The organism is Shewanella polaris, assembly GCF_006385555.1.
Lineage (GTDB): Bacteria > Pseudomonadota > Gammaproteobacteria > Enterobacterales > Shewanellaceae > Shewanella > Shewanella polaris.
The window spans coordinates 664,037-689,177 of sequence record NZ_CP041036.1 but is presented as its reverse complement, the minus strand read 5'-3'; the positions used below and the strand labels follow the sequence as shown (position 1 = coordinate 689,177).

18 protein-coding genes are annotated in these 25,141 nt (G+C 39.7%); 11 read left to right on the top strand and 7 right to left on the bottom strand.

Going from position 1 to position 25,141, the window contains the following annotated elements:
• The first annotated feature begins 17 nt into the window (after window positions 1-17).
• A complete protein-coding gene (locus FH971_RS02930) occupies window positions 18-458 on the top strand; it encodes a DUF3429 domain-containing protein (protein WP_140233290.1) in 441 nt (146 codons plus the stop codon).
• Between the two features lie 114 nt (window positions 459-572).
• Here FH971_RS02930 and FH971_RS02925 read toward each other — a convergent pair whose 3' ends face one another.
• Entirely contained in the window at window positions 573-3,620 is a 3,048-nt protein-coding gene (locus FH971_RS02925; RefSeq protein ID WP_140233289.1) for a transglycosylase domain-containing protein, read from the bottom strand.
• Window positions 3,621-3,897: 277 nt separating this feature from the next.
• Here FH971_RS02925 and FH971_RS02920 point away from each other — a divergent pair, with 277 nt between their 5' ends.
• From FH971_RS02920 to FH971_RS02905, 4 genes are all read left to right on the top strand, one after another.
• The gene (locus tag FH971_RS02920; RefSeq protein ID WP_140235504.1) at window positions 3,898-4,746 is read left to right on the top strand and encodes a DUF72 domain-containing protein; all 849 of its coding nucleotides are present in this window, start codon (window positions 3,898-3,900) and stop codon (window positions 4,744-4,746) included.
• A 130-nt stretch (window positions 4,747-4,876) separates the two neighbouring features.
• The gene (gene rluF, locus FH971_RS02915; protein WP_140233288.1) at window positions 4,877-5,758 is read left to right on the top strand and encodes a 23S rRNA pseudouridine(2604) synthase RluF; all 882 of its coding nucleotides are present in this window, start codon (window positions 4,877-4,879) and stop codon (window positions 5,756-5,758) included.
• A gap of 327 nt (window positions 5,759-6,085) precedes the next feature.
• On the top strand, window positions 6,086-6,718 hold the full coding sequence (locus FH971_RS02910; protein WP_140233287.1) for a response regulator transcription factor: 633 nt from the start codon (window positions 6,086-6,088) through the stop codon (window positions 6,716-6,718).
• 151 nt (window positions 6,719-6,869) lie between these two features.
• Window positions 6,870-8,714 carry a hypothetical protein gene (locus tag FH971_RS02905; RefSeq protein WP_140233286.1) on the top strand — a complete coding sequence of 615 codons (1,845 nt, stop codon included), beginning with the start codon at window positions 6,870-6,872 and terminating at the stop codon, window positions 8,712-8,714.
• 202 nt (window positions 8,715-8,916) lie between these two features.
• On the opposite strand, the gene FH971_RS02900 is transcribed toward FH971_RS02905, so the two are convergent.
• The 4 genes from FH971_RS02900 to FH971_RS02885 form a co-directional block, all read right to left on the bottom strand.
• Window positions 8,917-9,522, bottom strand: coding sequence for a hypothetical protein (locus FH971_RS02900; RefSeq protein ID WP_140233285.1), 606 nt, complete (start codon window positions 9,520-9,522; stop codon window positions 8,917-8,919).
• A 98-nt stretch (window positions 9,523-9,620) separates the two neighbouring features.
• The gene (locus FH971_RS02895; protein WP_140233284.1) at window positions 9,621-10,859 is read right to left on the bottom strand and encodes a hypothetical protein; all 1,239 of its coding nucleotides are present in this window, start codon (window positions 10,857-10,859) and stop codon (window positions 9,621-9,623) included.
• A gap of 158 nt (window positions 10,860-11,017) precedes the next feature.
• A complete protein-coding gene (locus FH971_RS02890) occupies window positions 11,018-11,521 on the bottom strand; it encodes a hypothetical protein (protein WP_140233283.1) in 504 nt (167 codons plus the stop codon).
• An 85-nt stretch (window positions 11,522-11,606) separates the two neighbouring features.
• Window positions 11,607-12,287, bottom strand: a complete 681-nt coding sequence (locus FH971_RS02885) for a hypothetical protein (protein WP_140233282.1) — start codon at window positions 12,285-12,287, stop codon at window positions 11,607-11,609.
• 276 nt (window positions 12,288-12,563) lie between these two features.
• Between FH971_RS02885 and FH971_RS02880 the strand changes: the two genes are divergently transcribed.
• Together FH971_RS02880 and FH971_RS02875 are read left to right on the top strand one after the other, a co-directional pair.
• A complete protein-coding gene (locus tag FH971_RS02880; protein ID WP_140233281.1) occupies window positions 12,564-14,012 on the top strand; it encodes an OmpA family protein in 1,449 nt (482 codons plus the stop codon).
• An 804-nt stretch (window positions 14,013-14,816) separates the two neighbouring features.
• A complete protein-coding gene (locus tag FH971_RS02875) occupies window positions 14,817-18,251 on the top strand; it encodes an EAL domain-containing protein (protein WP_140233280.1) in 3,435 nt (1,144 codons plus the stop codon).
• Window positions 18,252-18,427: 176 nt separating this feature from the next.
• Here FH971_RS02875 and pyrC read toward each other — a convergent pair whose 3' ends face one another.
• Window positions 18,428-19,459: a dihydroorotase gene (pyrC, locus tag FH971_RS02870; RefSeq protein WP_140233279.1), complete on the bottom strand. Its 1,032-nt coding sequence runs from the start codon at window positions 19,457-19,459 to the stop codon at window positions 18,428-18,430.
• 243 nt (window positions 19,460-19,702) lie between these two features.
• Here pyrC and FH971_RS02865 point away from each other — a divergent pair, with 243 nt between their 5' ends.
• The 4 genes from FH971_RS02865 (at window position 19,703) to FH971_RS02850 (ending at window position 23,453) form a co-directional block, all read left to right on the top strand.
• Window positions 19,703-20,710, top strand: coding sequence for a WD40 repeat domain-containing protein (locus tag FH971_RS02865; protein ID WP_240778430.1), 1,008 nt, complete (start codon window positions 19,703-19,705; stop codon window positions 20,708-20,710).
• Between the two features lie 205 nt (window positions 20,711-20,915).
• Window positions 20,916-21,197, top strand: coding sequence for a DUF134 domain-containing protein (locus FH971_RS02860; protein WP_137223065.1), 282 nt, complete (start codon window positions 20,916-20,918; stop codon window positions 21,195-21,197).
• 45 nt (window positions 21,198-21,242) lie between these two features.
• Window positions 21,243-21,707, top strand: a complete 465-nt coding sequence (locus FH971_RS02855; RefSeq protein ID WP_137223067.1) for a transcriptional repressor — start codon at window positions 21,243-21,245, stop codon at window positions 21,705-21,707.
• Window positions 21,708-21,743: 36 nt separating this feature from the next.
• The gene (locus FH971_RS02850; RefSeq protein WP_140233278.1) at window positions 21,744-23,453 is read left to right on the top strand and encodes an FAD-dependent oxidoreductase; all 1,710 of its coding nucleotides are present in this window, start codon (window positions 21,744-21,746) and stop codon (window positions 23,451-23,453) included.
• A 135-nt stretch (window positions 23,454-23,588) separates the two neighbouring features.
• On the opposite strand, the gene lysS is transcribed toward FH971_RS02850, so the two are convergent.
• Window positions 23,589-25,091 (bottom strand): lysine--tRNA ligase, encoded by a 1,503-nt coding sequence (lysS, locus tag FH971_RS02845; protein ID WP_140233277.1) that lies wholly within the window; start codon window positions 25,089-25,091, stop codon window positions 23,589-23,591.
• Window positions 25,092-25,141: the final 50 nt, after the last annotated feature.

The following is a 25,141-nucleotide window of genomic DNA, read 5'->3' as shown; positions in this document are numbered from 1 at the left end:
GCATTAAGGGGCACACAATGAAAAGCATTAAAACATGGCAATGGTTGGGTTTTGCGGGTCTATTACCTTTTATCATTCTCAGTGTGTTGGCGTTCAATCATAGCCTTTTAGCGCCCGAGCATACTATGTTGGGATTTGTTAGCTACAGCGCAGTCATTTTAAGTTTTGTTGCCGGTACGCTATGGGGAAAAGCGGTAATATTAACCTTAGATGACAATATCGCTAAGCTACTTATTATTAGTAATATTATTGCTCTTGCAAGCTGGATTGCACTAATAACACCCTTTGAATTATCCGCGCTTATTCTGCTCGCCAGTGGTTATCTGTATTTATTGTATGTTGAATTTAAAGCCAAGCAATTATCAACTACCACCAGCTATTTGACATTACGCACAATATTAACCAGTGTCGCAGTGATATGCCATATTGTCGTTATGCTGAGCCTTTTTAGCGTTTAGTAAAATAGTCACAGGCTTGTTTTGAAATGTATTTACATTTTTATAGCCCTTTTTACAAAGGCAAAGCCCATGCTTTATCGCATGAGCTTTGTGCTTATCCCGCCAAATAAAGAGTTACAACCCAGTTTGACACTGCTCTTGTTGGTTTATCATCGGAGATAAAATCGGCATCATACCTTTGAGTACTTGCAGTGGTAGTGCCGAGGTAAAGCTAAAATCATCGGCCTTTTCACCCGGGACAAACGCCGTTAATGTGCCAAAATAATTATCGCCTAAGTAAAATACAAACGTCGCAGTACGGTTAATGGCTGTTGAGGATACTTTACGACCATCACGAATTTCAGTCGCGATACGGTTGTCACCAGTACCGGTTTTCCCCCCCATAATGATGGCCTGGCCATTATTATCCAACAAGCTGCCTTTTAGCCTTCTTGCGGTACCATTTTCGACCACATTGGCTAACGCCCGTTTGAGTGCCCGCGCCACTTCCTGATGCATCACTCGCGTCACGGTTTGCTTATTATTAGCCAATGTCACCTCGTAAGGCGTGTCTTTAGCAAACTGTAATCCATCGATTCTTACCGTAGGATAACGATAACCATCATTTTGAATAATGCCCATGAGCTCAGCCAGCGCGGCAGGCCTATCGCCAGAACTGCCTAGCGCAGACCCTAACGACGGCACCATATATTCAAACGGATAACCCATTCTCACCCAACGCTGATGAATACTTAAAAAGGCTTCGACTTCTAACATCACCTGAATACGCACATCACGCGCATTTTGATAGCGGGTTCTAAATAACCAACGATACACCTCTTGCAACTGCGGCTGCGCGTCGTCTAATACTTGGTTGAGATGCGTTTCTGGGTAGTCATTTAAATAACGTAACACCCACAACTCAAGTGGATGAACTCGTGCAATATAACCTTGATCAGCCAAATTAAACTTGTCTTCGCCATACTTGTTGTACAGCGCATTAACTTGTTTATCAGTGAAGGTTTTTTCCGGTAAACGCTGAGTTAAAAAAGCTTTTAATTCACGGGCACCGTCATAAGGTTTTAAATAACGATAAACGGCGGTTAACTTATGTTCTTGTTGTTGAATACCATCAAATAACACCTCGAGACGCTGCTCGGGTGCAAGCTGACGATACTTACGATAAAAGCGTTTTACAAACGAACTCCCCTCGCGTTTGGCAAAGGCTTTTAGGTATTCCTCGCGTCGCGGATCTTTATCATTACGTAATAACTGCGACACGCTGCCTTCGCTGTTATAACTACTGCTGTAACTAACAATGTCTTGCATTAAGCGCACAAATGGCAAGTTTATTGACTCTTGTAAAGCTTGATATAACGTTGGTACCCGAGTGTTTTCTTTTTTATTAAAATTGTTAAACACATGCAAACCGCCACCCGTAAAAAAGCGTTCATCTGGTGAAGCCGAATATTTTCGTAATAGTGCAGCATCCAACATTCGAGTTAAATTTCGATCACGGGTCGTAATTAAATAATCGACTACCCAGCGAGTAATGTGGTCTTTACTCTCTACATCAACTTGGCGTAAATCAACCACCGTCATAGCCGAAAAACGCTGCTGTAATTCGGCAATAATGTCTAAGTATGTGGCTAACACCCGCAATTTGGCCGTAGAGCCCAACTCCAATTTACTGCCTTCGTTAATATCAAACGGTTGATCAATGCTGTCAGTTTGAATTCGCACTCGGTTGGCACTGTCGGTACTTTCATAAAGCATAAAGCTGTATAGCACCTTGTCTAACTGCTGTGGTGACAGTAAACGCTCACCCAGCAATCCGATACGTTCAGCCGCTGACTCTTTAGCTAAACTACGTAAGTAATCACTCACTTGTTGCTGTAACTCACCATGAAACGTGCTGTTAACCGCTAGATCATAACGATCTAAATCATACAAACTTAACCCCAGCATACCTGCTGTGCGTATTCTTACCGCGTTAACCCCTTTATTTTTAGCGAGGTTAGTAGAGGCTAACTTACTGGAGTCAAAATGCAGTTTTTGTTCAAGTGCAGACACCATCAATTTGGTTTCAATTAGGCCATCACTGCCCAATAAACGTAAATAGCTGTCCACTAAGGATTCTAAATCATCATGCCCTTGGCGTAGATAATACGATGGGCGACGCTGAGCAATCATTAATGCCACGATTTGACGAAATACCTTGCCACGCTCGGCAGCATTTTGTTGAGTATGACGACTTAATAAAAGTTGATTAGCTTGATTAAAATCGGTTTTAAACCAAGCCCATAAACCATCACCAATACCATGTACTTCACCAAACCCTGGCGCTGATGATAATGGTACTGTGTTGAGGTAATCCTGAACGATACGTTGACGAGCGCCAACAGTATTTTCACCTTGTTGATACACTCGCACAATTGCCGAACCAATTTGTAAGAGCTTATCTTTAATGCTTAAGGTTAACCCATGATTAGAATGTCTAAATTTTTCAATTTGAGTGGCTAAGGTACTGCCACCCGCTTTAGACATCTCAGCACCAAAGAGCCCTGCTACCTGGCTTGTAGCTGCCAGCACAAAACGCGGCCAGTCAACCACAGGGTTATATTTAGCTTCTGGACTGAGCATTTCGCGGTTTTCAATAAACAATAAGGTGTTAACAATTTGGTCGGGGATTTTATCTTGGTCTTGATAAACACGTTTAGGATAGGCGTAATCAAACACCGTCATGTCACGGCAATCTTTTATCGCTAAACCTGATTGTGCTTTTTCGTGGTACGGCGGGAAAAAACCTACCTTGGTATAGTCCGTCAACATCGGCGAAAAGGCCACTTGCTGAGAGATCTGATAATTTCGTTCTATTAAACGGGCTATTTTTTGCGGTAATTGGCTATAACCATGACGATCATCAAAGGGGCCATATGTAGGGTAAATAACCGAATTACTGCGATAATCACGTAATGTATAGGTTAATTTACTGGCGTATTGATGCAAAAAATAAGATTGGTAATACGACGTCCGCACCTCGAACGCGACAAGATAAGCCGTTGCTAACAATAATACGATGAATAACCAGCCTGCTTTACTGCGACGAACCGGAACGGGTTTGGCGGAAGATGTATTAGGTCGATAATTATCAAACTGACTGTCTGTATGTGGACTAGACACAAACTCTCCATGTAACGCATAAAATCACAATAACGCACCATTTTACTTTTGGTTGGTATGTTCAACACATCGCATACCTAATTGTGATAATTTTATCAGATGGGTAAAGCGATTAGATATAGACAAAATAACTAAATATTGGTTTTTAGGTCATTTAAATCATTATTACGACAATATCGATATTTTTACATGAAACGCATTTATAAGCTTAAGGACTATTTTGGATAACAGCACTTCAATAGCCACAACCTATCCAGCATTACGATTAGGTTTAGCCATGTGGTCACAAAACCAATGGCAACAAACAATATACGGCAATAGCCAAGCGCATCGGCTCGCGCGCTATGCCGAAATATTTAATACTGTTGAAGGTAACACCACTTTTTATGCCACACCGTCATTACAAAATGTTCAAAATTGGTATGCGGCAACCCATGACGACTTTAAATTTACCTTCAAACTGCCTAAACACATCACCCACGAATTACAGTTACAACATGCAGGTCCAGCTTTACAACAATTTTTTAAGGTAATGGAACCTCTTATCAATCGAACTGGGGTGTGGAAAATTCAACTGCCAGCCAGTTTTGGACCACAATCTTTGCCGCAACTGGCACAGTTTTTAACTCAAGTGCCACAGGGACTAACCTATGGTGTAGAAGTACGTAACAGTGCCTTTTTTGCCAAAGGTGAAGCAGAACAAGCATTAAATCGTTTGCTTATCGACCATAACTGTAATCGGATCATCATGGATACCAGACCCGTTTTTGCGGCCCCGCCAACCTCGCCGGCGGTAATTGATGCCCATCAGAAAAAGCCCAAAGTGCCAGTGCATCCTATTGCTACGGCCCACAATCCGGTGGTGCGTTTTATTGGTCATCCACACGCCGAGGCCAACGTGCATTTTTTTCAAAATTGGCTTAAACAATTACCTTTGTGGATTGCACAAAACAAGCAACCTTATTTATTTATCCATACGCCAGACAATCATGAAGCGCCACAATTAGCCGTCGATTTATACCGTTTACTGCAACAACAGTTGGCACACAGTGAATCGACACTAGCAGACATAAATCTGTTACCACAACACAACCATACCACTACTCAACTGGGCTTTGATTTGTGACACTAACCGACAACCTCAACAAGTGATAATAAACGGTTATCAAACAGCTCTTTGTCCTGCTATTTTATGATATTATCTGCGCCGATCCTGCCTGCCTTTGCAGTGCGTTTATATTGATAAAGGAACCACCATGAGTGAATCTGCAACCCGTTTAAATAAATATATTAGTGAGAGTGGTGTTTGCTCACGCCGTGAAGCAGATCGCTACATTGAACAAGGTAATGTCTTTATTAATGGTAAACGCGCCAAAATTGGTGACAGTGTAGAGTTTGGAGACAAAGTCAAAGTAAATGGCCAAGACATTGAACCCCGCGATGCAGCTGATTTAGTCTTTATTGCACTCAATAAACCCGTCGGTATCGTCAGTACCACCGAAGGTACTGAACGCGATAATATTGTCGACTTTGTAAATCACAGCGAACGAGTATTTCCTATCGGTCGTTTAGACAAAGATTCACAAGGGTTAATCTTTCTCACCAGCAATGGTGACTTAGTGAATAAAATTCTCCGCGCGGGCAATAATCACGACAAAGAGTATGTGGTCACGGTTAATAAGCCGATCACAGAAGCATTTTTACAAGGTATGCGAGCTGGTGTACCGATGTTGGGCGTCATTACTAAAAAATGTAAAGTTGAACAAGTTTCAACGTTCGTATTTAAAATTATTTTAGTGCAAGGACTTAATCGTCAAATTCGTCGTATGTGTGAACATTTCAACTTTGAAGTGACCAAGCTAGAACGTCAGTCAATTATGAATGTGTCGCTTAAAGGACTGCCTGTAGGAGAGTGGCGCGACTTAGATGAACAAGAGCTCAGCACGCTAATGAAGTTAATTGAGCATTCATCTTCAGAGGTTAAAAACGCACCTAAAAAAGCCAAGAAAAAGCCGACTCAAAGCTTACGAGATAAAATTGAAGGCCCAGAACACTTTATGCAAGGCAGAGGTGCCAAACCTAAAAAACCTGCGGCAAATAAAGGTAAGCCAAATCACTCAAGGAAACCTAAACGCTAGCCCCAAACAGCGTAATAGAGGTACAACTTAGAATAAGCATAAATGTTAAAAATAATTATTTTACCGTATGCAATAGTATTTTTATGTTGTAGGATACTTCGCTGAGTATTATTCAAACAATAGGTTTATTACAAGTTAATATAAAACATTAACTTACACTGAATCCCGCTCAATAAAAAAATGCTCAACATTTACACACAATACATTTTATATTGATATGATACATGCTAATGTTGTTACGTATTTTCAATAAATAGCACAGAAAAACACCGTAAAAGTATAAAACAACAGCAACCGGACGCTGTTTTTTCAAACAAGGATTGTGACATGTTCAGCAATAACCTGTTAATCGTAGATTTTCCTGTTCACCTTCATGGACAATTTCAAAATCTCGCTAATTTGATTGAATTCAACTTAATCCCAATCAGTGATCACTGTGCGCTTTCAGAATTATCAGCCGTATCAAATTCCGAAAATGGCACCGTCATTATGATTCATTATCTTGATAATCCATTACAAGAAATTGGTTACTTATCTGCTGAATTATTTAAAAGTGACTTGCACATTGCATTTTGTCCTGCTTTGAATATAGAACTAGAAGTTATCCTTATTTCATCAGGATTTCATGGTGCCATCAGTGTCGCTGACTCTATCGCCCATCAAATACAAAGCATCAAAAAAGTACAAGACGGAGACATTAGCTTTAATCCCAAAGCAATATCTAAATATATCCTCCAAAGAAAGCGTGTTCCATCATCAGGTAATCGAGCCAAAATCCTTGCTGTCACGACCAAAAAAGAGCAACAAGTCTTGTCGCTCATACTGCATGGATTAACCAACGAAGAAATCGCCAAAGAACTTAATATTTCTGTTAATACCGTCAAGATGCACGTTCAGAATATATATAAGAAAACCAAGATTAAAAACCGTGGCCAATTATTTGCTTTCGCTGCTGGTTAACTTGTTAACACCTAATAATCCAATTAAAACCAAACGAAAACCTACCTATATATTCCTTAAACGATATATAGCTAAGTTAATTAACATTTGCTCGTAAGAATTTTCTATAACTGGTGAAAACATTTCACTCTCATAATGTAAGGACACATTAATGCACCATAAAAGCATATTAGCTATATTAATCTCTGGCGCACTCTTAGTCGGTTGCGGTTCATCTGACGACGATTCTAGTACCGAAATAACTCAGCCAGACTCAGGCACACCAACGACTCAGCCAGACTCAGGCACACCAACAACTCCCGTATCAGAATACAATCACCAAGTAACGGGTCTCGCGGTATATCAAGGTGCATTATCTGGTGCAACAGTTTGCGCTGATTTAAATCAAAATTTGGTCTGTGATAGTGATGAACCTTTTACTATTACAGATGTTGACGGTAACTACCAAATAGACTGGAAAAGCGAAGTCGAAACGCCAGATTATTATTTAGTGGCTAATTGGGAAGCGGCTACAGCAACTCAATCAATTCAAGCACGTTCTTTGGCACTTAAGATTAAAAACCCGACTAACAGAGCTGCACCAAAATCTATCGTTAGTGACGAAGGAAAAGGCACATTAATCGCTAGCCCACAGTACAATGGCGCGATTAATAACCTGACCCATATTAAACTGTCTCGTGTTTTAGAGATGAAGAGCCAAAATCTGTCTGACAGTGATATTAGTCAGTTATCTACTCAATTAGATGATTTACTGGCAAACTTATATCAATTAGACGCAACAACCTTATATGCTGTGTCTGCTGACGCATCTGCTAAAGCAAGTTTTATCCGTCTTGAATATGCTATTGCGTATTTACAACAAGTGATCGCGACCCAAATACCAAACTTAATTGCTGCTGAAATAATCATTAATGCTATTTATGCTGAGCTTTGGAAAATATTAAGTGAAAGTGGCCTTTCTGCAGAAGAATTTTTCTCAACTGACGTGTTTACTTTAGCAGCCAACATACTGTTTAGTGACGCCGCTATAGCTTTAGGATTTACAGAGTTACCTATTGATTCACGTATTTTGTCACAAAATGATTGGGATATTGTGCTTGGTAACATCATTAATGAAAACGGCTTTGCAAATACTTTATCACTTACCTTATCTTCTGATCTGAATGCTTTTTCATTGCACAATGCTGATAATACAAAAGCTCTTAACTGGCTATTTAAGCAACCTAATCTGGAGTTTGCTTTTGAGGTTACGTTTAGAGAGGACGAGGAAGATGATACTCAAACTGAATGCTGGAACAAAACTGATAAGCGCTGGTATACCGAAGACAATGGACCAGTAATTGAACCTACCATTACAGGTAACACTTTCAATACCGTATATACTGGAACGTATGTGCCTATTACCATCGATATAGATAAAATTACTGGCGCAAATAACAGTGAATATTGGCAATCGGTTTTAAATATGTCCCCAGAAATTTTAAAGTTAGACACATTAACTTGGCCTGACACTTTATATCGAATAAACATAACTCAAACAGCCGACGTTATGTGTCGTGATGTTGATGACTATAAAACTTATGAGCTATCAAGCTTTGTGACTGAAGAAACGCTCTCTACTACTATGATTGCGGAAATCTTATTTGATTTTTATTTCCCAGACAATATTAGCATAGATGAAGAAAATCAAACTATTGCACTGCTTGACGATGATGGCAGTATTGAACAACGTTTTCAAATAACTAAAAGCAATAGTCCGAGTGATCAGTTATTAATTGAAGTGGCTGAAATCGTCGAAGGCTCTGCACAACAATATGTGTCTTCAGACTACTTTGTACTTGATAACCAACAACTGATTGAAGTTGAACTCAATAAAACAATGCAAACATCTACAGCAAATAATGTATCGGTAACGTTTGATAACAACACAGGGTTTACCCAAACCTTGTACCAACACCTTTATGACCAAGTCGAACCATTGATTTTCGGTCAATAAAGTCCGCTACTGATATAAATAAAACCCCCATAGCGTTGGCTTTGGGGGTTTATTCAATTAGCAGGAAATACTATCCTGCTTTAATCATATTGCCTTGTTTATCTTTAAAATTGCCAACCGCAATAATGATAAAGTCGGTAAGTGAGCAAATGCTAAAACAATCCCAATACCAACATTAGAAAATAAATCTACACGCCTAGCTTTACTGCTCGTCATCCTCTTCAGCTTGCATACGCTCAACATCTTGCTTGGTGTAACCCATGGCTTCGGTTATATAGCAAATCTTCACCAGTTGGAACATTTGCACCAAACTACTCACCTGTCCTGCATGCATTTGTAAGTTTAATACTGCCATCGTGGCAGCCATTTCATCACCCGGCGCGACCGTGTTATTTAACTCAGATAAAGATTGATTCTTAGTTTCGACCTCATTAATAAGGCGATTATATTCAGTGACATTTTCAGGTGTATAACAGGTAGATGTTTCAGGTAATTGCGCTAAAAACTGCTCATACTCTTTTACAAACAGCTTAGCTTGCACCAACGTCTGCTCACCAAGAGTTTGTAATTCTTGCACCTTGCCGCTAGTAAATATCGTCGCTGCACCGCCCGACTCCATGAGTTGATTGAACTCTTGCATCAAGACTAGCTGCTTATCGGATAGCACTTTTGCATCTTGTGCTATGGGTTTCGTTTTAGCTTCAAATGCATCAATAGCGTCTTGATTGCTGGCCAATGCCGCAAAACTCATTGTAGTAATGGCTGTAGTCATGGCCACCAGCAAGCTGGCTTTTTTAAAAATATTCATCGATAACATCCTGTTAGTTGAGCACTTGAAAACAATCAAGCCATATATGACCATATTAATTTTACCATAGCCGATAATCTTGGGGGCCATGTTAATTTTTAAACCAAATAACGAATATACAGCGAGTACAAGCCAAAGCCTGTCATACCTAGTAGCGCTATAGCCATCGGTATGAGTATGTAAAAACGCCATACCGCTGCTATTTTTGGGATTTGCGTCAACGTTGCACTGTAGCCGAGTTGAGACAGTGCAATAACAAATTTATTACTATCAAATGTTTGCCCGGCTAACGTAATGCTTTCACCGTTACTCACATCAATGTTTACTCTAAATACAAAAGGTCGCCTGTATTGCCTCCGGGTACTGTCACCATCGCCAGCTTTATACCAATTCCACTCAATATTAATTGATTTAATCGCAGACTTTTCTATCTGTCTAACTTGCCTGTCCTCAAAATACACTCTTGGAATAACAAGTGAATTCTCGCTGATAACAATCTCATTAGGAGTCGATATCCCCTGTGTATAATGCTTATCGCAAATGAGCTTTCGCCTTACAGCAGACACAGCTACCCCAAATAGTGCAACCACGGTGGCCGCTACGATATTTTGGCTAGAATAAAGGATAAACAGAGCAGCCATAAAACTGATATAACTTGAAGCCCAGACTTGATGAAAGTATTGCCGAGGTAAAGGCAGCATAAACAGTGTGACGGGGTATTGTAATTTTATCGGGTCGTTAAATGGCTTAATCCCAATAAAGGCTTTTACGGTATCTTGGTCTAGCGGAACTGAACTAAAGGTTGGCCAATCTTTACGGCTAACGCTATCAAATTGACCTACAACATTAATCCCCTGCGACATTAACTCTTTTCGACATTGTTGCACCAATACGGACAACTTATGTTGCTTCACTTTTAAGGATATCGATATCGGTTCAGGAAATTGAGCTTGTTGATTCTCTTTAACATGCAAAATCACTTTATAAGTATTATGCACTTCTTTTAACTCAATATTTTTTATTATTGAGTAATCAACATCTTGTTGTTGAAGGGAATAAATGGATTTCCTCCCTAACTTGAAACCATGGAACCGTGTTAGCACCTTGCGTGAGCCATCAAAACACCATCGACATTGATAACTAAACGCTACCAACATCGACAATATACTGAGCATTAAACGCCCGACAGTTTCAGCCGAAAAAGAAAAGACACTTACCGCCAACACCACATAAACCAGATTAAAGCATATAAAAATCCACTTTATTTTTTCAACGGCTGACACGATTGAAAATGATGACGCGGTATTCAATAACGTCCCTGTTAACTTATTAAACATCCTGTTCCTTAATCGAATTTACACTTTTTAAGATTATTGTCAGTGCCAACTAAATGCATCAAGAGCCTCGCTATCGACTATTTTTAACCATATAATTCTATTACGTCATTAACATGCCGATAATGAACAAAAAGGATAAGCAGGTACCATATAATGGCCTACAATAACGTAACAACCTTCCACTGGTTTTCTAAATAGGCTAGTTTACAGTATCCACTCGCTTGACGAGGTTTGTTGGTTTTCGGTGAAACAGTATCAAAACGATATCCCACCCATACCTCAAGATCATGTCCACGCATCTGCGCAGATTGACGAACTAAATTATTGTTAGCGTTTTTAGCATCTTTAAACGCAAACTCGCGTCCTTCATCAATTCGGTAATTATCGATACCCAAATATGACTTGTTATAATATTTATCATGTAAGTCGGCTAAATGCATTTTTACTTGTTCATCTGTTGCTGGTATCTCAGCAAATATTTTTCTGAATAACTTTACATCTTGATTGATTACGACATTAACTGATTTTTTACACAAGGAATGCGGTTCAGATAAGTTAATTTTCTTTGCGGCTTCCATCCACTGAGCTTGCTCATCTTCAGTCGCTCCCATTGACGCTGTCGAGATAAATAGCAATAAAATAATAGCGATTAATTTGTACATAAAAACATCCTTTTAATTTACGCTTTGGCTTTACTAACGCTTAAAAACTCACAATCAATCATGTATATAATCAATTGAATATACACTACAAAAAATAGTGTTTCACTAGCATGCCTGTGACAACGACATTGACTAAAACAGGGAATGTTACGGCTATAATATTAGGCAAAAAAGCCCATGACCAATTGCCGTGCAGCGTTGTTAATGGGTAGTCGAAAAAACACAGCATGTAAACAATGTGTTTAAGCGGGAAATACATCGCATTAAGGGTAATAACTTCACCGCTTTTTAGCTTAATATCACACGCGGTAATATGATTGCGCACATGTAAACGATGCATTTGTGATTTATATTTTACCGTGATGCGCTCAATGTCATCGCGTTGTAACTCCAACTGCCCCACAGGCTTATTAATTATTGCATTCGCAGGAATGGTAATACGCTGCTGGCTAACATAGCAACGTAATGTCCCGGTAATACCGTAACGTCGTCTAACCAGCCAATACCGCCCTATTAAGTAGACAGGCAATAATCCTATGTTGATTAATACTAATGCACGAGCAAGCTCAGTATTAGGAAAACTAAGAGGTAGCACAGCCAAACCGACCATCAACATAAGCAATAATAGCGAAACACCTAACGATAGAGGGTAACCTATGTTAGCCACATATAAACTTACATCACTCTGTACATTAAAGTTACGCATCCCTTTAATGTAAAGGTTATAAAACCAAGATCTATCATCTAACGCTATTTTTTTTGCCATATACTTACTAGTGAGCAATATCCTTATTAATGTACTCAAATGTTATCACCATCCACAGAATGTTCACTAATAAACCCGTAACCTTTTTCCTAATAAAATATTATTCACTATTGAAAACATTCATAGGGATGTATCCGGGATAACAAAAACATCAAAAGTGATAATAAAACAACCATCATATTACGAATTCATTTACACCTTATTGATGTTTGAATATCTTATGACCACTTAATGTTATTTCACAAAATATTGGATACCACACAACAGGGAGTTGATATGTTAAAACCCGCGCTAATGTCATTAACAATCATTATGGCGATTATGCCAACAATGAATGCTTATTCAGCAACATCACAAGCGTTGTTTTCTGAGCCTAAAGAGGTAAAAAAGACAAAGAATGAATTAAGGCACTTCACGCCGGTGCAATTGATCACCTCAATTGACGATAAAAATATTCAGTCAAAAGAAGTGAAAGGCAAACTGACTAGAACCAACTATGAGTTACCTCCGTCTTATACCCCGGCACATTTAATCAATAACTATAAAAACCAGCTTAACGCGCTCAATGCCGAGATCATTTTTGAATGTGAACAAGCAAGTTGTGGTAATGAAGATAAGTTACAGCAATTGATTAAACCGCTAGAAACAAATTCGCGAACATCTCCATCAGTGTTAACAGCAAAAATCACCTCACCTAAAAAACAAGTTTACGTATCGATATATGCGGCTAGTTGGGCTCGTTACACTAATTTAGAGATCGATATTATAGAAGTCATCGATGAACCATTAGATTTGGTGACTACTAACCAGAACTATTTATCACAAGAAGTGAGTGAAATAGCAGTAAATGACAATAGTAACAAAGATGAAAAAAACTCTGCCGACCATCCAATGTTAACTCGTATACCTGGTGCTTATATTAATGAATATACCAGCCATAGTTTTGGACAAATTGCCGTATTAATAGGTAAAAACGGCAAGAAATTTGAGACTAAGATGCTAGACGGTAAAATCACCGATATTGGCTACGTGTTACCTCGCACTTATTCTGAATACGAGATAAGTGCTAACTACCAAAACGCGTTAACTAAACTTGGTTTTAATGAAGTTTATGCTTGTACAGGTAAACAATGTGGCAAAAAAACGGAAATGTATGGTGCCTTAAAATTACTAATATCCAACGGTATGGACGACAGTCAGTTTTATCGTCTGTACAAGTTAGAAAGACCGGAGGGTGATGTTTATGTCATGGTGTATGTTATTGGCTATGATAGACGATTGTCAGCAGAAATCCGAATCATTGAAGAAACCACGTTAAACAATAATCGTGTGGGTATTGATTTGCAGGGCTTAACCGATGAGATAGCCAAAACAGGCCATGTAGCGCTAGACGGTTTATTGTTTAAATATGATAGCGATGAATTACTGCCAGAAGCTTATCCGATTGTAGAAGTCGTCGCTCAATACCTTCAAACGCACCCGAAGCAGCTTTTTTATGTTGTAGGACACTCAGACGATCAAGGCTCGCAAGCTTATAACCAAACCTTGTCAGAAAAACGCGCAACGGCAATTAAAACCCGTTTGATTAAACAGTTCTCTATTTCTGCACAACAAGTTGAAGCCAAAGGGGTTGGTGAGTACTCACCTATTGCCAATAATCTTGATGAAGCGGGCCAAAAGCAAAATCGCCGGGTTGAGTTAGTGATACGTTCAGATAATAAATAACCTCTACTGCGGATAATACATAATTATCTCACTGGAGAAGCAATTATAGAAAGGTAGCCAAGGCTACCTTTCTATTCACTTAGAATGTTTACCAACCTGACACAAAGCTAATACTCCGTCAGTAATTAGTCCTAAATTCAACTTACCAGTTAACGTTGGCTCGTAAAATTATCAATATTATATCCATCATATTGATAATAAACTCCGGCAATGGCCCCCGTAATATCGATGACAATATTTCGTAAATGATATGACTAAGCCCAAGCCAGAATAAAAGATAACTACGCCACAAGTTAGCGGGTGTTACTCTGCTCGGCAGGTGATTATTTAAAGTATTTTACGTTGACCACTTTTGGCGTGATCCATCAAGAAACTATCGTCTTGAATAAACGGTTGTACACTCTCTAGCATCTCGTTAGAGAGCCCCATTAATCACCGACCATAAGTCTGTTTGTGTATTTCGGGTTCAATAGATAAAACATCGGTACTATTTGGCAAAATGATTAGCATAAAAAGTAAGATGCCGCCCACAGAGACTACAGATAAAAATAAAATGCGTTATATCGCAGAACACATCAACATATGAAGATTAAGTAAAACAAAAACACCGTTTACCGACTAAACTTTATCATGCAGCTCATGAAAAATTTTGCTCAGGTTCCAAATATCACTAGCATTTGGTTTCACAGGAAAAAGCGAATTAACATGATGATAAAAAAGATTTATTTTTTATTTTGGTATGACATGAGCTACAGTGAATGCAGGCTATAAAAGCTGGCTACACTCTTTTTATTCGGAGAAGAAATGGATAGTTTTTTCAGTTTAATGAGCAACGCCGTATTATTACTGGCACTGGTGGTCATTTACGACGCCATTACATTACAAAAAATAGCACCTAAGCAATATAGAAATATCTTGAGTGGGCTTTTTATTGGGGTGATTGCGATTAGCGTGATGAATTATCCTTGGGAGCTTCGTCCTGGGATTTATTTCGATACTCGCTGGATATTACTCAGTTTAAGCGGTCTGTTTTTTGGTTTTATTCCTACATTGATCGCCGCGATTTTAGCGGCTTGTTTCCGTATTTATCAAGGCGGAGTGGGATTATACGTTGGTACCTTAGTCATTTTTATCAGTTCAGCCATTGGTTTAGGCTGGCGATACTGGGTGCAAAGCTCAAACAAACAACTCAATTGGCAAAATTTACTGGCCATGGGGTTTGTCGTACAAATAGCGGTTATATGTTGTTTATTACTCATGCCAGTGCCAGATAAATATGACATCATCCTCAACATAATCCCGACCTTACTCACTGTCTATACTTGCGGCACCATGCTCCTTGGATTACTGCTTAAACAACATCAACAAAGACAACAATTAGCTCAAGAATTACAACATCATAAAAATCTTCTCGAAACCGAAAAAAACCTGTTACAAAGCATTATTGATGGTATTCCCGATATCATTTTTTACAAATCGACCGACGGGGTTTATTTAGGGTGTAACAAAGCATTCTCTGAAGCACTAAAGCTCAAACCAGAACAGATTAAGTATCAAACGGACTATGACTTATTTGATCGTCAACAGGCTGACCTCTTTATCAAAGCCGATCGATTTGTATTACAAGAAAACCAGCCATGGATGAACGAAGAATGGATTACAACACCTGATGGTATCTCACATATTTTTAGCACCCAAAAAACACCTTTTATGAATTCGTCAGGAGAAATCCAAGGTATTGTGGGTGTCAGTAGAGATCTGGCCGATCAAAAAAACATAGAAGCACAATTACGTCGCAGTGAAACAACTTACCATAACATTATCAGTACCGCTCAAGATGGCTTTGTCATTGTGTCTGTAGATGGCAAGATAATAGAATCAAATCAGAGCTTCGCAAATATGACAGGGTTCACTCTCGATGAGCTAATTAATAAGCCGATTAATCAATTTGAAACCAATGACAGATATCAATTCCCGAGCTCATATATCACTGCTGCACCACACAAAAAAGCCATTAACTTTACTTCTCGGTACAAAAATAAACTGGGACACTTATTTGATGTTGAAGTGAATATCAGCTTTTGGGATGGTGCTGATGGTATGTTTTTCTGCTTTATCAAAGATATTTCTGAGCGCATTAATGCTGAACAAAAACTATTACGCAGTGAATCAAAATTCAGACAAATATTCGAACAAATCCCCGCTATTTCAGTTCAAGGATATGATAGAAACCGTAACGTAATCTTTTGGAATGAAGCCAGCGAAAAACTTTATGGTTATACCAGAGAGCAAGCGCTAGGAAGAAAACTAGAAGACCTTATAATTCCACCGCCATATAGACAACACGTGATAAATAACGTAAATGCATGGATTAATAATGGCGTACCGATCCCCGCGGAAGAGCTGCTACTTAAACGTGCAGATGGCAGCAATGTACCCGTTTATTCGTCTCACACATTATTCAAAAATATCAATAACGAAGCAGAAATGTACTGCATCGATATCGATTTAAGCGCACAAAAAACGGCCGAAGATCGCGCATTAACCTTGTCACAAGCAATAGAACAAAGCCCTATTTCGATGGTTTTGACCGATATCGACGGTAAAATAGAATACGTTAATAGTGCCTTTGAGAAAAATTCAGGTTATCAAGCAGAAGAAGTTATTGGCCAATCTACCAATATGTTGAAGTCAGGTTTAACCCCTATATCTTTATATACTGAATTATGGGAAACCATCACAGCAGGAAAGGCATGGCAAGGTGAATTACAGAATAAAAGGAAAAACGGCGAGATTTTTTGGGAACATGCTCATATCGTACCTATTTTTGACAATGTCGGCGTCACTAAACATTATTTGGCATTAAAACAAGATGTGAACCTCTACAAACAACAAGAAGAAAAAATCCTTTATCAAGCCCATTACGACAGCTTGACGGGGCTACCGAATAGATTGTTGTCACTCGATCGATTAGCTCAAATACTTAAAGAAGCACATCGAGCAGGAACCCAAGTAGCAGTCTTGTTTTTAGATTTAGACGACTTTAAAAAGGTTAACGATACCTTAGGTCACTCTGTCGGTGATGAACTACTAAAACAGGCAGCGACTCGATTAAAGAATACCATTAGAGAGAGTGATATTGTCGGTAGACTGGGAGGTGATGAATTTATCATTATCCTGAACAATATCAACGAACCCGCTGAAGTAGAGACGATAGCTAATAAATTGCTTAAGCAATTTTACATGCCATTTAAGCTTGAAAGCCGTGAGCTGGTGTCAACAATTAGTATTGGCATTGCAATGTACCCGGATGACAGTTTGACCCCAAAAGAACTACTCAGACAAGCTGATTCTGCGATGTATCATTCTAAAGATCAGGGGCGCAATACTTACACATTTTATACTCACCAAATGAATCTCGACATGCATCGTAGGCTTAAGGTGGAAGAGCAATTACGCAGTGCGTTAAAAAACCATGAACTATCAGTCTTCTTTCAACCGTTTGTTGATATTCGAAGCCGTAAAATCATTGGCGCTGAAGCGTTGTTACGCTGGAATAATGAGTTACTTGGCCAAGTCACTCCTGATGAATTTATTCCTATTGCGGAGCAAACAGGATTAATTATAGCCATTGGCCAATACGTTATCCAAACTGCTTTGACGGCAGCATCTCAGTGGCAAACATACTTTAATCGTCAATTTAAAATTGCGGTTAATGTGTCACCGAAACAATTTAGAGAAAGCAATTTTGTCGATATGCTAAAAGTATCGTTAACCCAATACGATATTCATCCTAGCACTGTAGAATTAGAAATTACCGAAGGCGTGTTGCTTAACGGTGACCAAATTATCACTCATAATTTACAAGCGATTAATGATATTGGGGTGAGTATTTCTATGGATGATTTTGGTACCGGTTATTCATCGCTCAGCTATCTACGCAGTTACCCTTTCAACACCCTAAAAGTCGATAAAAGCTTTATCAATGATATTACTGTTGACCCTGGAGATTTAGAGTTGGTTGGCGCCGCAATTGCCATGGGGCATGGGCTGAATTTAATCGTGGTTGCAGAAGGCGTTGAAACAGAAGAGCAGTATCATCTGCTTAATGCACTGAAATGTGATTATGGCCAAGGTTACTTATTTAGCAAACCTTTGCCCCAAGATGAATTTGAAGCCCTATTAGAGGCACAAATAAAAGTAGAAGCTCAAACCAAACAAAAACTAAATAGCGAATAGCGAATAGCGAATAGCGAATAGCGAATTAATAAAAAATAAACAAAGTCCTCATTATAATGCTTTAAGAAAACTATCTTTGTAAACGGCTAAGTATTGAGAATTTTAAACACCAAAAACCAGCAACATGCTGGTTTTGGTATTATTTAATAATAATATAATATCCTAATGAATAAACGCTACTTCACTTTCCAATTCACAGTCTGACCAGCAAAGAATGGCACAATAGGATTTCCATTAGGCAAAATGATTTCTTCTGGCACGGTCCATGGTTGTTTCACTAACGTTACGGTACCGCTATTGCGTGGTAAACCATAAAAATCAGCGCCATAGAAACTGGCAAAGCCTTCAAGTTTATCTATAACACCTAAATTATCAAACACTTGTGCATACAGCTCCAACGCGCTCCAAGCACTGTAACACCCCGCACAGCCGCACGCAGACTCTTTACGATGTTTTTCATGAGGAGCAGAGTCGGTGCCCAAAAAGAATTTGCTTGAGCCTGTCGCCACAGCAGCTTGCAACGCATGCTGGTGAATATTACGTTTTAATACTGGTAAGCAAAAGTTATGCGGACGCACACCGCCCACTAATAAGTCATTACGGTTTAACAATAAATGCTGGGGGGTAATGGTTGCTGCAACATTAGCTGAAGCATCCGCAACAAATTCTGCCGCCTCTTTAGTCGTGATGTGTTCAAACACCACTTTAAGGCTAGGAATGGCTTCAACAATGCGCGATAAATAGCGATCGATAAATATCTTTTCGCGATCAAAAATATCAATATGTGATTCGGTTACTTCGCCATGAACCAATAACAACATACCTTGTTGTGCCATAACCTCAAATATTGGAAACAACTCATCCAAAGCTTTAACGGCCGCATCTGAGTTGGTTGTCGCACCTGCTGGGTATAATTTACCTGCAACAACACCTACCGCTTTGGCATCGATAATATCTTGGGCGCTGGTATTATTGGTTAAAAACAAGGTCATTAGCGGTTCAAAGTCGCTGCCTTGTGGGCGCGCAGCTAAAATTCGATCCCGATAGGCAACAGCTAAAGCAGCGGTCGTCACTGGCGGAACTAAATTAGGCATAGCAATGGCGCGTTTGAACAACCGTGCCGTAGCAGGAACTGTCTCATTTAACATATCTCCGTCACGGAAGTGAAGATGCCAATCATCTGGAGTTGTTAGGGTTATTTGCGTCATGTGAGTTCCTTATTTACGACAACTTTTAATACGACTATTGTGCCAGAAATCGGTTTTTCTTAATAGGTGCATAATTTAAACGCAGACTTTGCTATATCAAAAAGTGATGTCACTTTTGCCAGTAAATTAAGCTAATTATTATCACTAATAAGTTGAGCTATTAACGTACTGAGCAGTGAATACAACCAGCTATATGAGGCTATGCTATTATGTTAAAAGTATCTTTTTTATAAAGGAATTAAATTGTTAGCTAATGTCAGATTAAGATTTCTATTCGATGTTCGCTTTGTTATTGCCATCACGGTGTCGATAATGGCTATCTCTGGCTGTAATCAAGCAGTGAATATAAAAAAACCTGATAATATTGAGCCACTGGTTCATGAGACACTTATTGACGGCGTATTGTCTAACGATGCCAGTATGGCGATCACATTAGGCAGAAGCCGAATATTATCGGTGTGGGATGTAACGACAAGCCAATTGTTACATCAATGGTCTGACGATGATTTTGATGAAACCAATTATCTATTGGCATTGTCAGGCAACAAACAATACCTTGCAACGGCAGGCAAACATAAAATTTCTATTTTCAACCTTGAAACGGGCAAATTAGATATACGATGGCCCGCTCAGGGGTTTAATCCTGATGCCAGCATTTCTAGCCTTTTTCTGAGCCAAACAGGCAGCACTATTTTAGTGGGTATGAATGATGGCTCAATTACTGTGATCCAAAGAAGCAGTATGACGATGTCATTGTTTAAACAACACAGTGCAGCCGTTAATCATGTTGAGCTTTCGAATTTTGAACAACAGGTATTATCGACTGGGCTTGATGGTGATGTGCATATATGGGCAACTTATAGTGGTGAGTTAATCAATAGTTTTTCGCGTCCGCAACAGATATCCAGTGTGAGTTATGATGAAGCGAATCGTCGGTTGTTTATTGCCGATGCACTCGACAATAATGTCATTATCGATACCCAAACTGCACTGCCAGTGAGTAAGCTTGATTACCTTGAGCGTTATCGTTATTTTCGGCAGGCTTTATTCATTAATCATAGCAAAAATCTAATTACTGCAACGTCAAAACAAAGTGTTATTTATTGGGATACCTTAACGGGAAAGGAACTTTCTCATTGGGATATCACCGCTTATACCGCTGGAACAACCGTATTTTCAATGGTGCTCAAGCCTAATGGTAAGTTATTAACCCTAAGTTCAGACGGCGCGCTCGAGACTTGGAGTTTATAACCGAACCTCCGCTAAGATAATCAATATTTATCATGTAGCCCTTTAGTCCGCTTGATCTGGTGTAGTGATATAATTAACCTTGTAAATAGTCAATTTTATGTGTGAGCTCAAAGATCTGTTTATATATCAGACTAAGATAAATAATAATCTTGCATGTATGAACTAAATTAAGTATATATGGCATATGCCACAAATGAGGTGTTACATGGCGAGACCCAAAATCCCCCGAACCATATGTGGTCAAGCAGCCAACATCTGTTTTAAGCCCAATGGTATTCCGATGACCCAATTAGAGCAGGTGCCACTTGCTGAAGATGAAATTGAGGCAATGCGCTTAGTTGATGTACTCGGAATGCAGCAACAAGATGCCGCTAAGTCGATGGGCATATCCCGTCAAACTTTGGCTAATTTGGTTAAAGGAGCTAGGTATAAGGTGGTTGATAGTTTAATCAATGGCAAAGCATTGATGACCAAAAATATCAACTGAAGATAATACACTGGTAATACGTAATGACGTGTTTAGGTAAATCTAATGCAAGCAGTATTGAAAAACTCTGGTCTCAAAATAACCATTCAACGATGTAAATTGCTTGAGTATTTAACTCAAGTTGATGAGCAGCATTTAACGGTAGAAAATATCTATCAAGGATTAAATGCACAAGGGGAGACCATTGGCCTCAATACTGTGTACCGCATTATGGCGCATTTTGAGCAAGCGGGACTTGTTGTACGAAGACTTTTCGAGTCTGAGAGTGCTATCTATGAACTCAACAATAAGCCGCGTCATGATCATTTAATTTGTTTAACCTGTGGTAAGTTGATTGAATTTATCGATCCCCTGATTGATCTCCGCTTAGGGTTAGCGGCAGAACATCACGGCATGAGTATCCATCACCACAGTCTCAATATGTATGGTCATTGCTTCGATTGCCAAAAAATACTTGAGAACCAATCTGCTATTTATAAAAGTCAGCTAAGCGATAAATCATCTAAATAGTCGCTACATTTATATTACATTTTATTGGAGAAAATCATGACTAAGATAGTCATTATTGGTGGTGTTGCCGGCGGAGCATCCGCGGCAGCAAGAGCAAGGCGCGTATCAGAAACCGCTGAAATTATTATGTTGGAAAGAGGCGAGTTTGTTTCGTTTGCCAACTGTGGTTTGCCTTATCATATTAGTGGTGAAATTGAATCCCGAGACGCACTGTTACTGCAAACACCAGAAAGCTTCAAATCTCGTTTCAATGTTAATGTCCGAGTGTTCAATGAAGTCATTGCAATCGACAGACAAGCTAAGCAACTTAGCATACGTAACCTTATGACCAATGAAACGTATCAAGAGTCATACGACAAGTTGTTACTTAGCCCAGGTGCATCACCCATTAAACCTCCGATTAGCGGCATCAATAACCATTTTGTGTATAGTCTACGCAATATTCCTGATATGGATAAAATACTGTCTAATCTTATGTTGCATAAGCCTAAACATGCCACAGTTGTGGGCGGTGGGTTTATTGGTTTAGAGATGGTAGAAGCGCTGCGCCATATAGGGTTGGAAGTAACCTTACTCGAACTCGCGGATCAAGTGATGGGGCCTGTTGATATTGAAATGGCCAACATGCTACATCAAAAGCTGGTCGATAACGGGGTCGATTTACGCTTAAAAACAGGCTTAACCGCAGTTAATGAGTGCCCAATTCCACTGACTGATGCAGATAATACCGATGATTATGATAAACCCGTAACCGCCCATAACCATCTCGAATTATCCTTGAGTGATGACAATATCTTAGGCACAGATTTGGTCATCCTCGCTATTGGCGTAAAACCTGAAACCAGCTTGGCAACTGAGTGCGGTTTAGCATTAGGTAAGCTTGGCGGCATTCGCGTTGATGCGCGGATGCAAACCTCTGACCCTGATATTTATGCTGTCGGTGATGCAATCGAAACAGCTGATTTCGTTACTGGAAACCCCTCATTGATTCCACTTGCTGGTCCCGCAAATCGTCAAGGACGCTTAGCGGCAGATAACATGCTTGGTGGTGACAAGGTATATCGTGCCACCCAAGGTACTGCTATCTGTAAGTTATTTGATATGGCCATTGCTTCAACGGGGTTAAATGAAAAAAGCTTACTAAGGCAAAGTATCCCATTTGAAAAAATCTATGTGCACACAGCAAGCCATGCCAGCTATTATCCTGGGGCTCATCCTATTACCTTAAAGCTGTTGTTCTGCCCTGAATCTGGCCGTATTTTAGGTGCTCAGGCCGCTGGAATTGATGGTGTAGATAAACGTATTGACGTATTAGCCGTAGCGCAACGCGCTGGAATGACGGTATATGATCTAGCTGATCTCGAACTCACTTACGCGCCACCTTTTGGTTCGGCTCGAGACGTGGTCAATCAAGCCGGTATGGTTGCCGCGAATGTGTTATTAGGTGACGAAGCTATTTGTCACACTCAAGACTTACTTAACTTGAGCGCGAAACAAATTATTGTCGATGTTCGTAATCCTGGTGAACTAACCGCTGTGGGTTCAATTGACGGCGCACTAAATATTCCATTGCCAGAACTTCGAGATAGACTGGATGAACTCCCTAAAGACAAAGAATTATTGGTATTCTGTCAAGTGGGTTTGCGCGGCCATGTAGCTTATCGCATGCTAGTCCAACATGGTTTTAAAGTACGCAACCTCACTGGTGGTTATAAAACTTACCAAATGGTTAATGCGCGCTTTTAATCCGTCACTGACGCTAAAAGAATAAGACCATCAAGCGCTCTTATTCAGTAAGTTATAAAACAAAAAACCAGCCCGCGGGCTGGTTTTGGTTTTATTAATGTCGGCGACTCAATAACAAATAGCCGGCAAATGCATTTACGCTTGTGGGCGCATTGCTGGGAATAAAATCACGTCGCGGATAGTATGGGTATTAGTGAATAACATCACTAAACGATCGATACCAATACCTTGGCCTGCTGTTGGTGGTAAACCGTGTTCAAGTGCAGTGATGTAGTCTGCATCGTAAAACATAGCTTCATCATCGCCAGCATCTTTTGCATCAACTTGCGCTTTAAAGCGTCGGTCTTGATCTTCAGCATCGTTAAGCTCGCTAAAGCCATTAGCAACTTCGCGGCCACCGATAAAGAACTCAAAACGATCGGTAATGAAATCATTATTATCGTTACGGCGCGCCAAAGGCGAAATATCTGCAGGATAACCAGTAATAAAGGTTGGCTGCATCAATTGAGTCTCGGCGGTTTCACCAAATATTTCTTCCAGCAGCTGACCACAAGTCCAGAATTTTTCTAGCTTGATGCCTAGGCTCGATGCTAAATCGCGCATAAACTCTAGATCTTTAACTTGCTCGTAGGTCATAGCCTGAATAGTCGCGTTGTCAGGATTGTATTTCTGAATCGCTTCTAACATGCTTAAACGGGCATAAGGGCCACCAAAATCTACGGTGTGCTCGCCGTATGGCATTTGGGCACTGCCTAATAGATCAATGGCAATTGAACTGAGCATTTCTTCAGTTAAATCCATAAGATCGTTGTAATCAGCATACGCCATATAGAATTCCATCATGGTGAATTCTGGGTTATGACGTGGTGATAAACCTTCATTACGGAAGTTACGGTTAATTTCGAACACCCGCTCAAAACCACCAACAACTAAACGCTTTAAATATAATTCTGGTGCAATACGCAAGTACATAGCCATGTCTAACGCATTATGATGAGTCACAAACGGACGTGCTGAAGCACCACCAGGAATAACGTGCATCATTGGGGTTTCAACTTCCATGAACTCTTTTTTCATCATGAAGTTACGAATAGCAGAAACCACTTTAGAACGCATAATGAATGCGTTGCGAGAATCTTCATTGACAATCAAATCAACATAACGCTGACGGTAACGCGTTTCTTGGTCAGTTAAACCGTGGAATTTTTCAGGTAACGGACGCAATGCTTTGGTCAGTAATTCATATTCTTCCATGTTAACGTACAAGTCGCCTTTACCAGATAAATGCAGCTGACCTTTAACACCAATGATGTCACCGATATCTAAACCTTGATAACGCTCTTTTAAATCGCCTTGTACTGGCTTACCAGCATAAGCTTGAATACGACCAGACACATCTTGAATCACCAAAAACGGACCACGCTTAGCCATAACACGGCCAGCAATGCTGGTTTGAAAAGCTAATTCTTCTAATGCTTCTTTGGTCTGCTCACCATATTGAGCCTGAAGTTCAGCCGCTTTATGGCTGCGATGCCATGTATTTGGGTGAGCATTAGCAGGACAGGTGGTGCGCATAAAGTCTAATTTTGCGCGACGCTCAGCAATCAGTTTGTTTTCATCTTGTACGTGTTCAGTCATGTTATATTCTCGCTTTTACCTACCATCATTACATGGCGGGAAGTATTAAT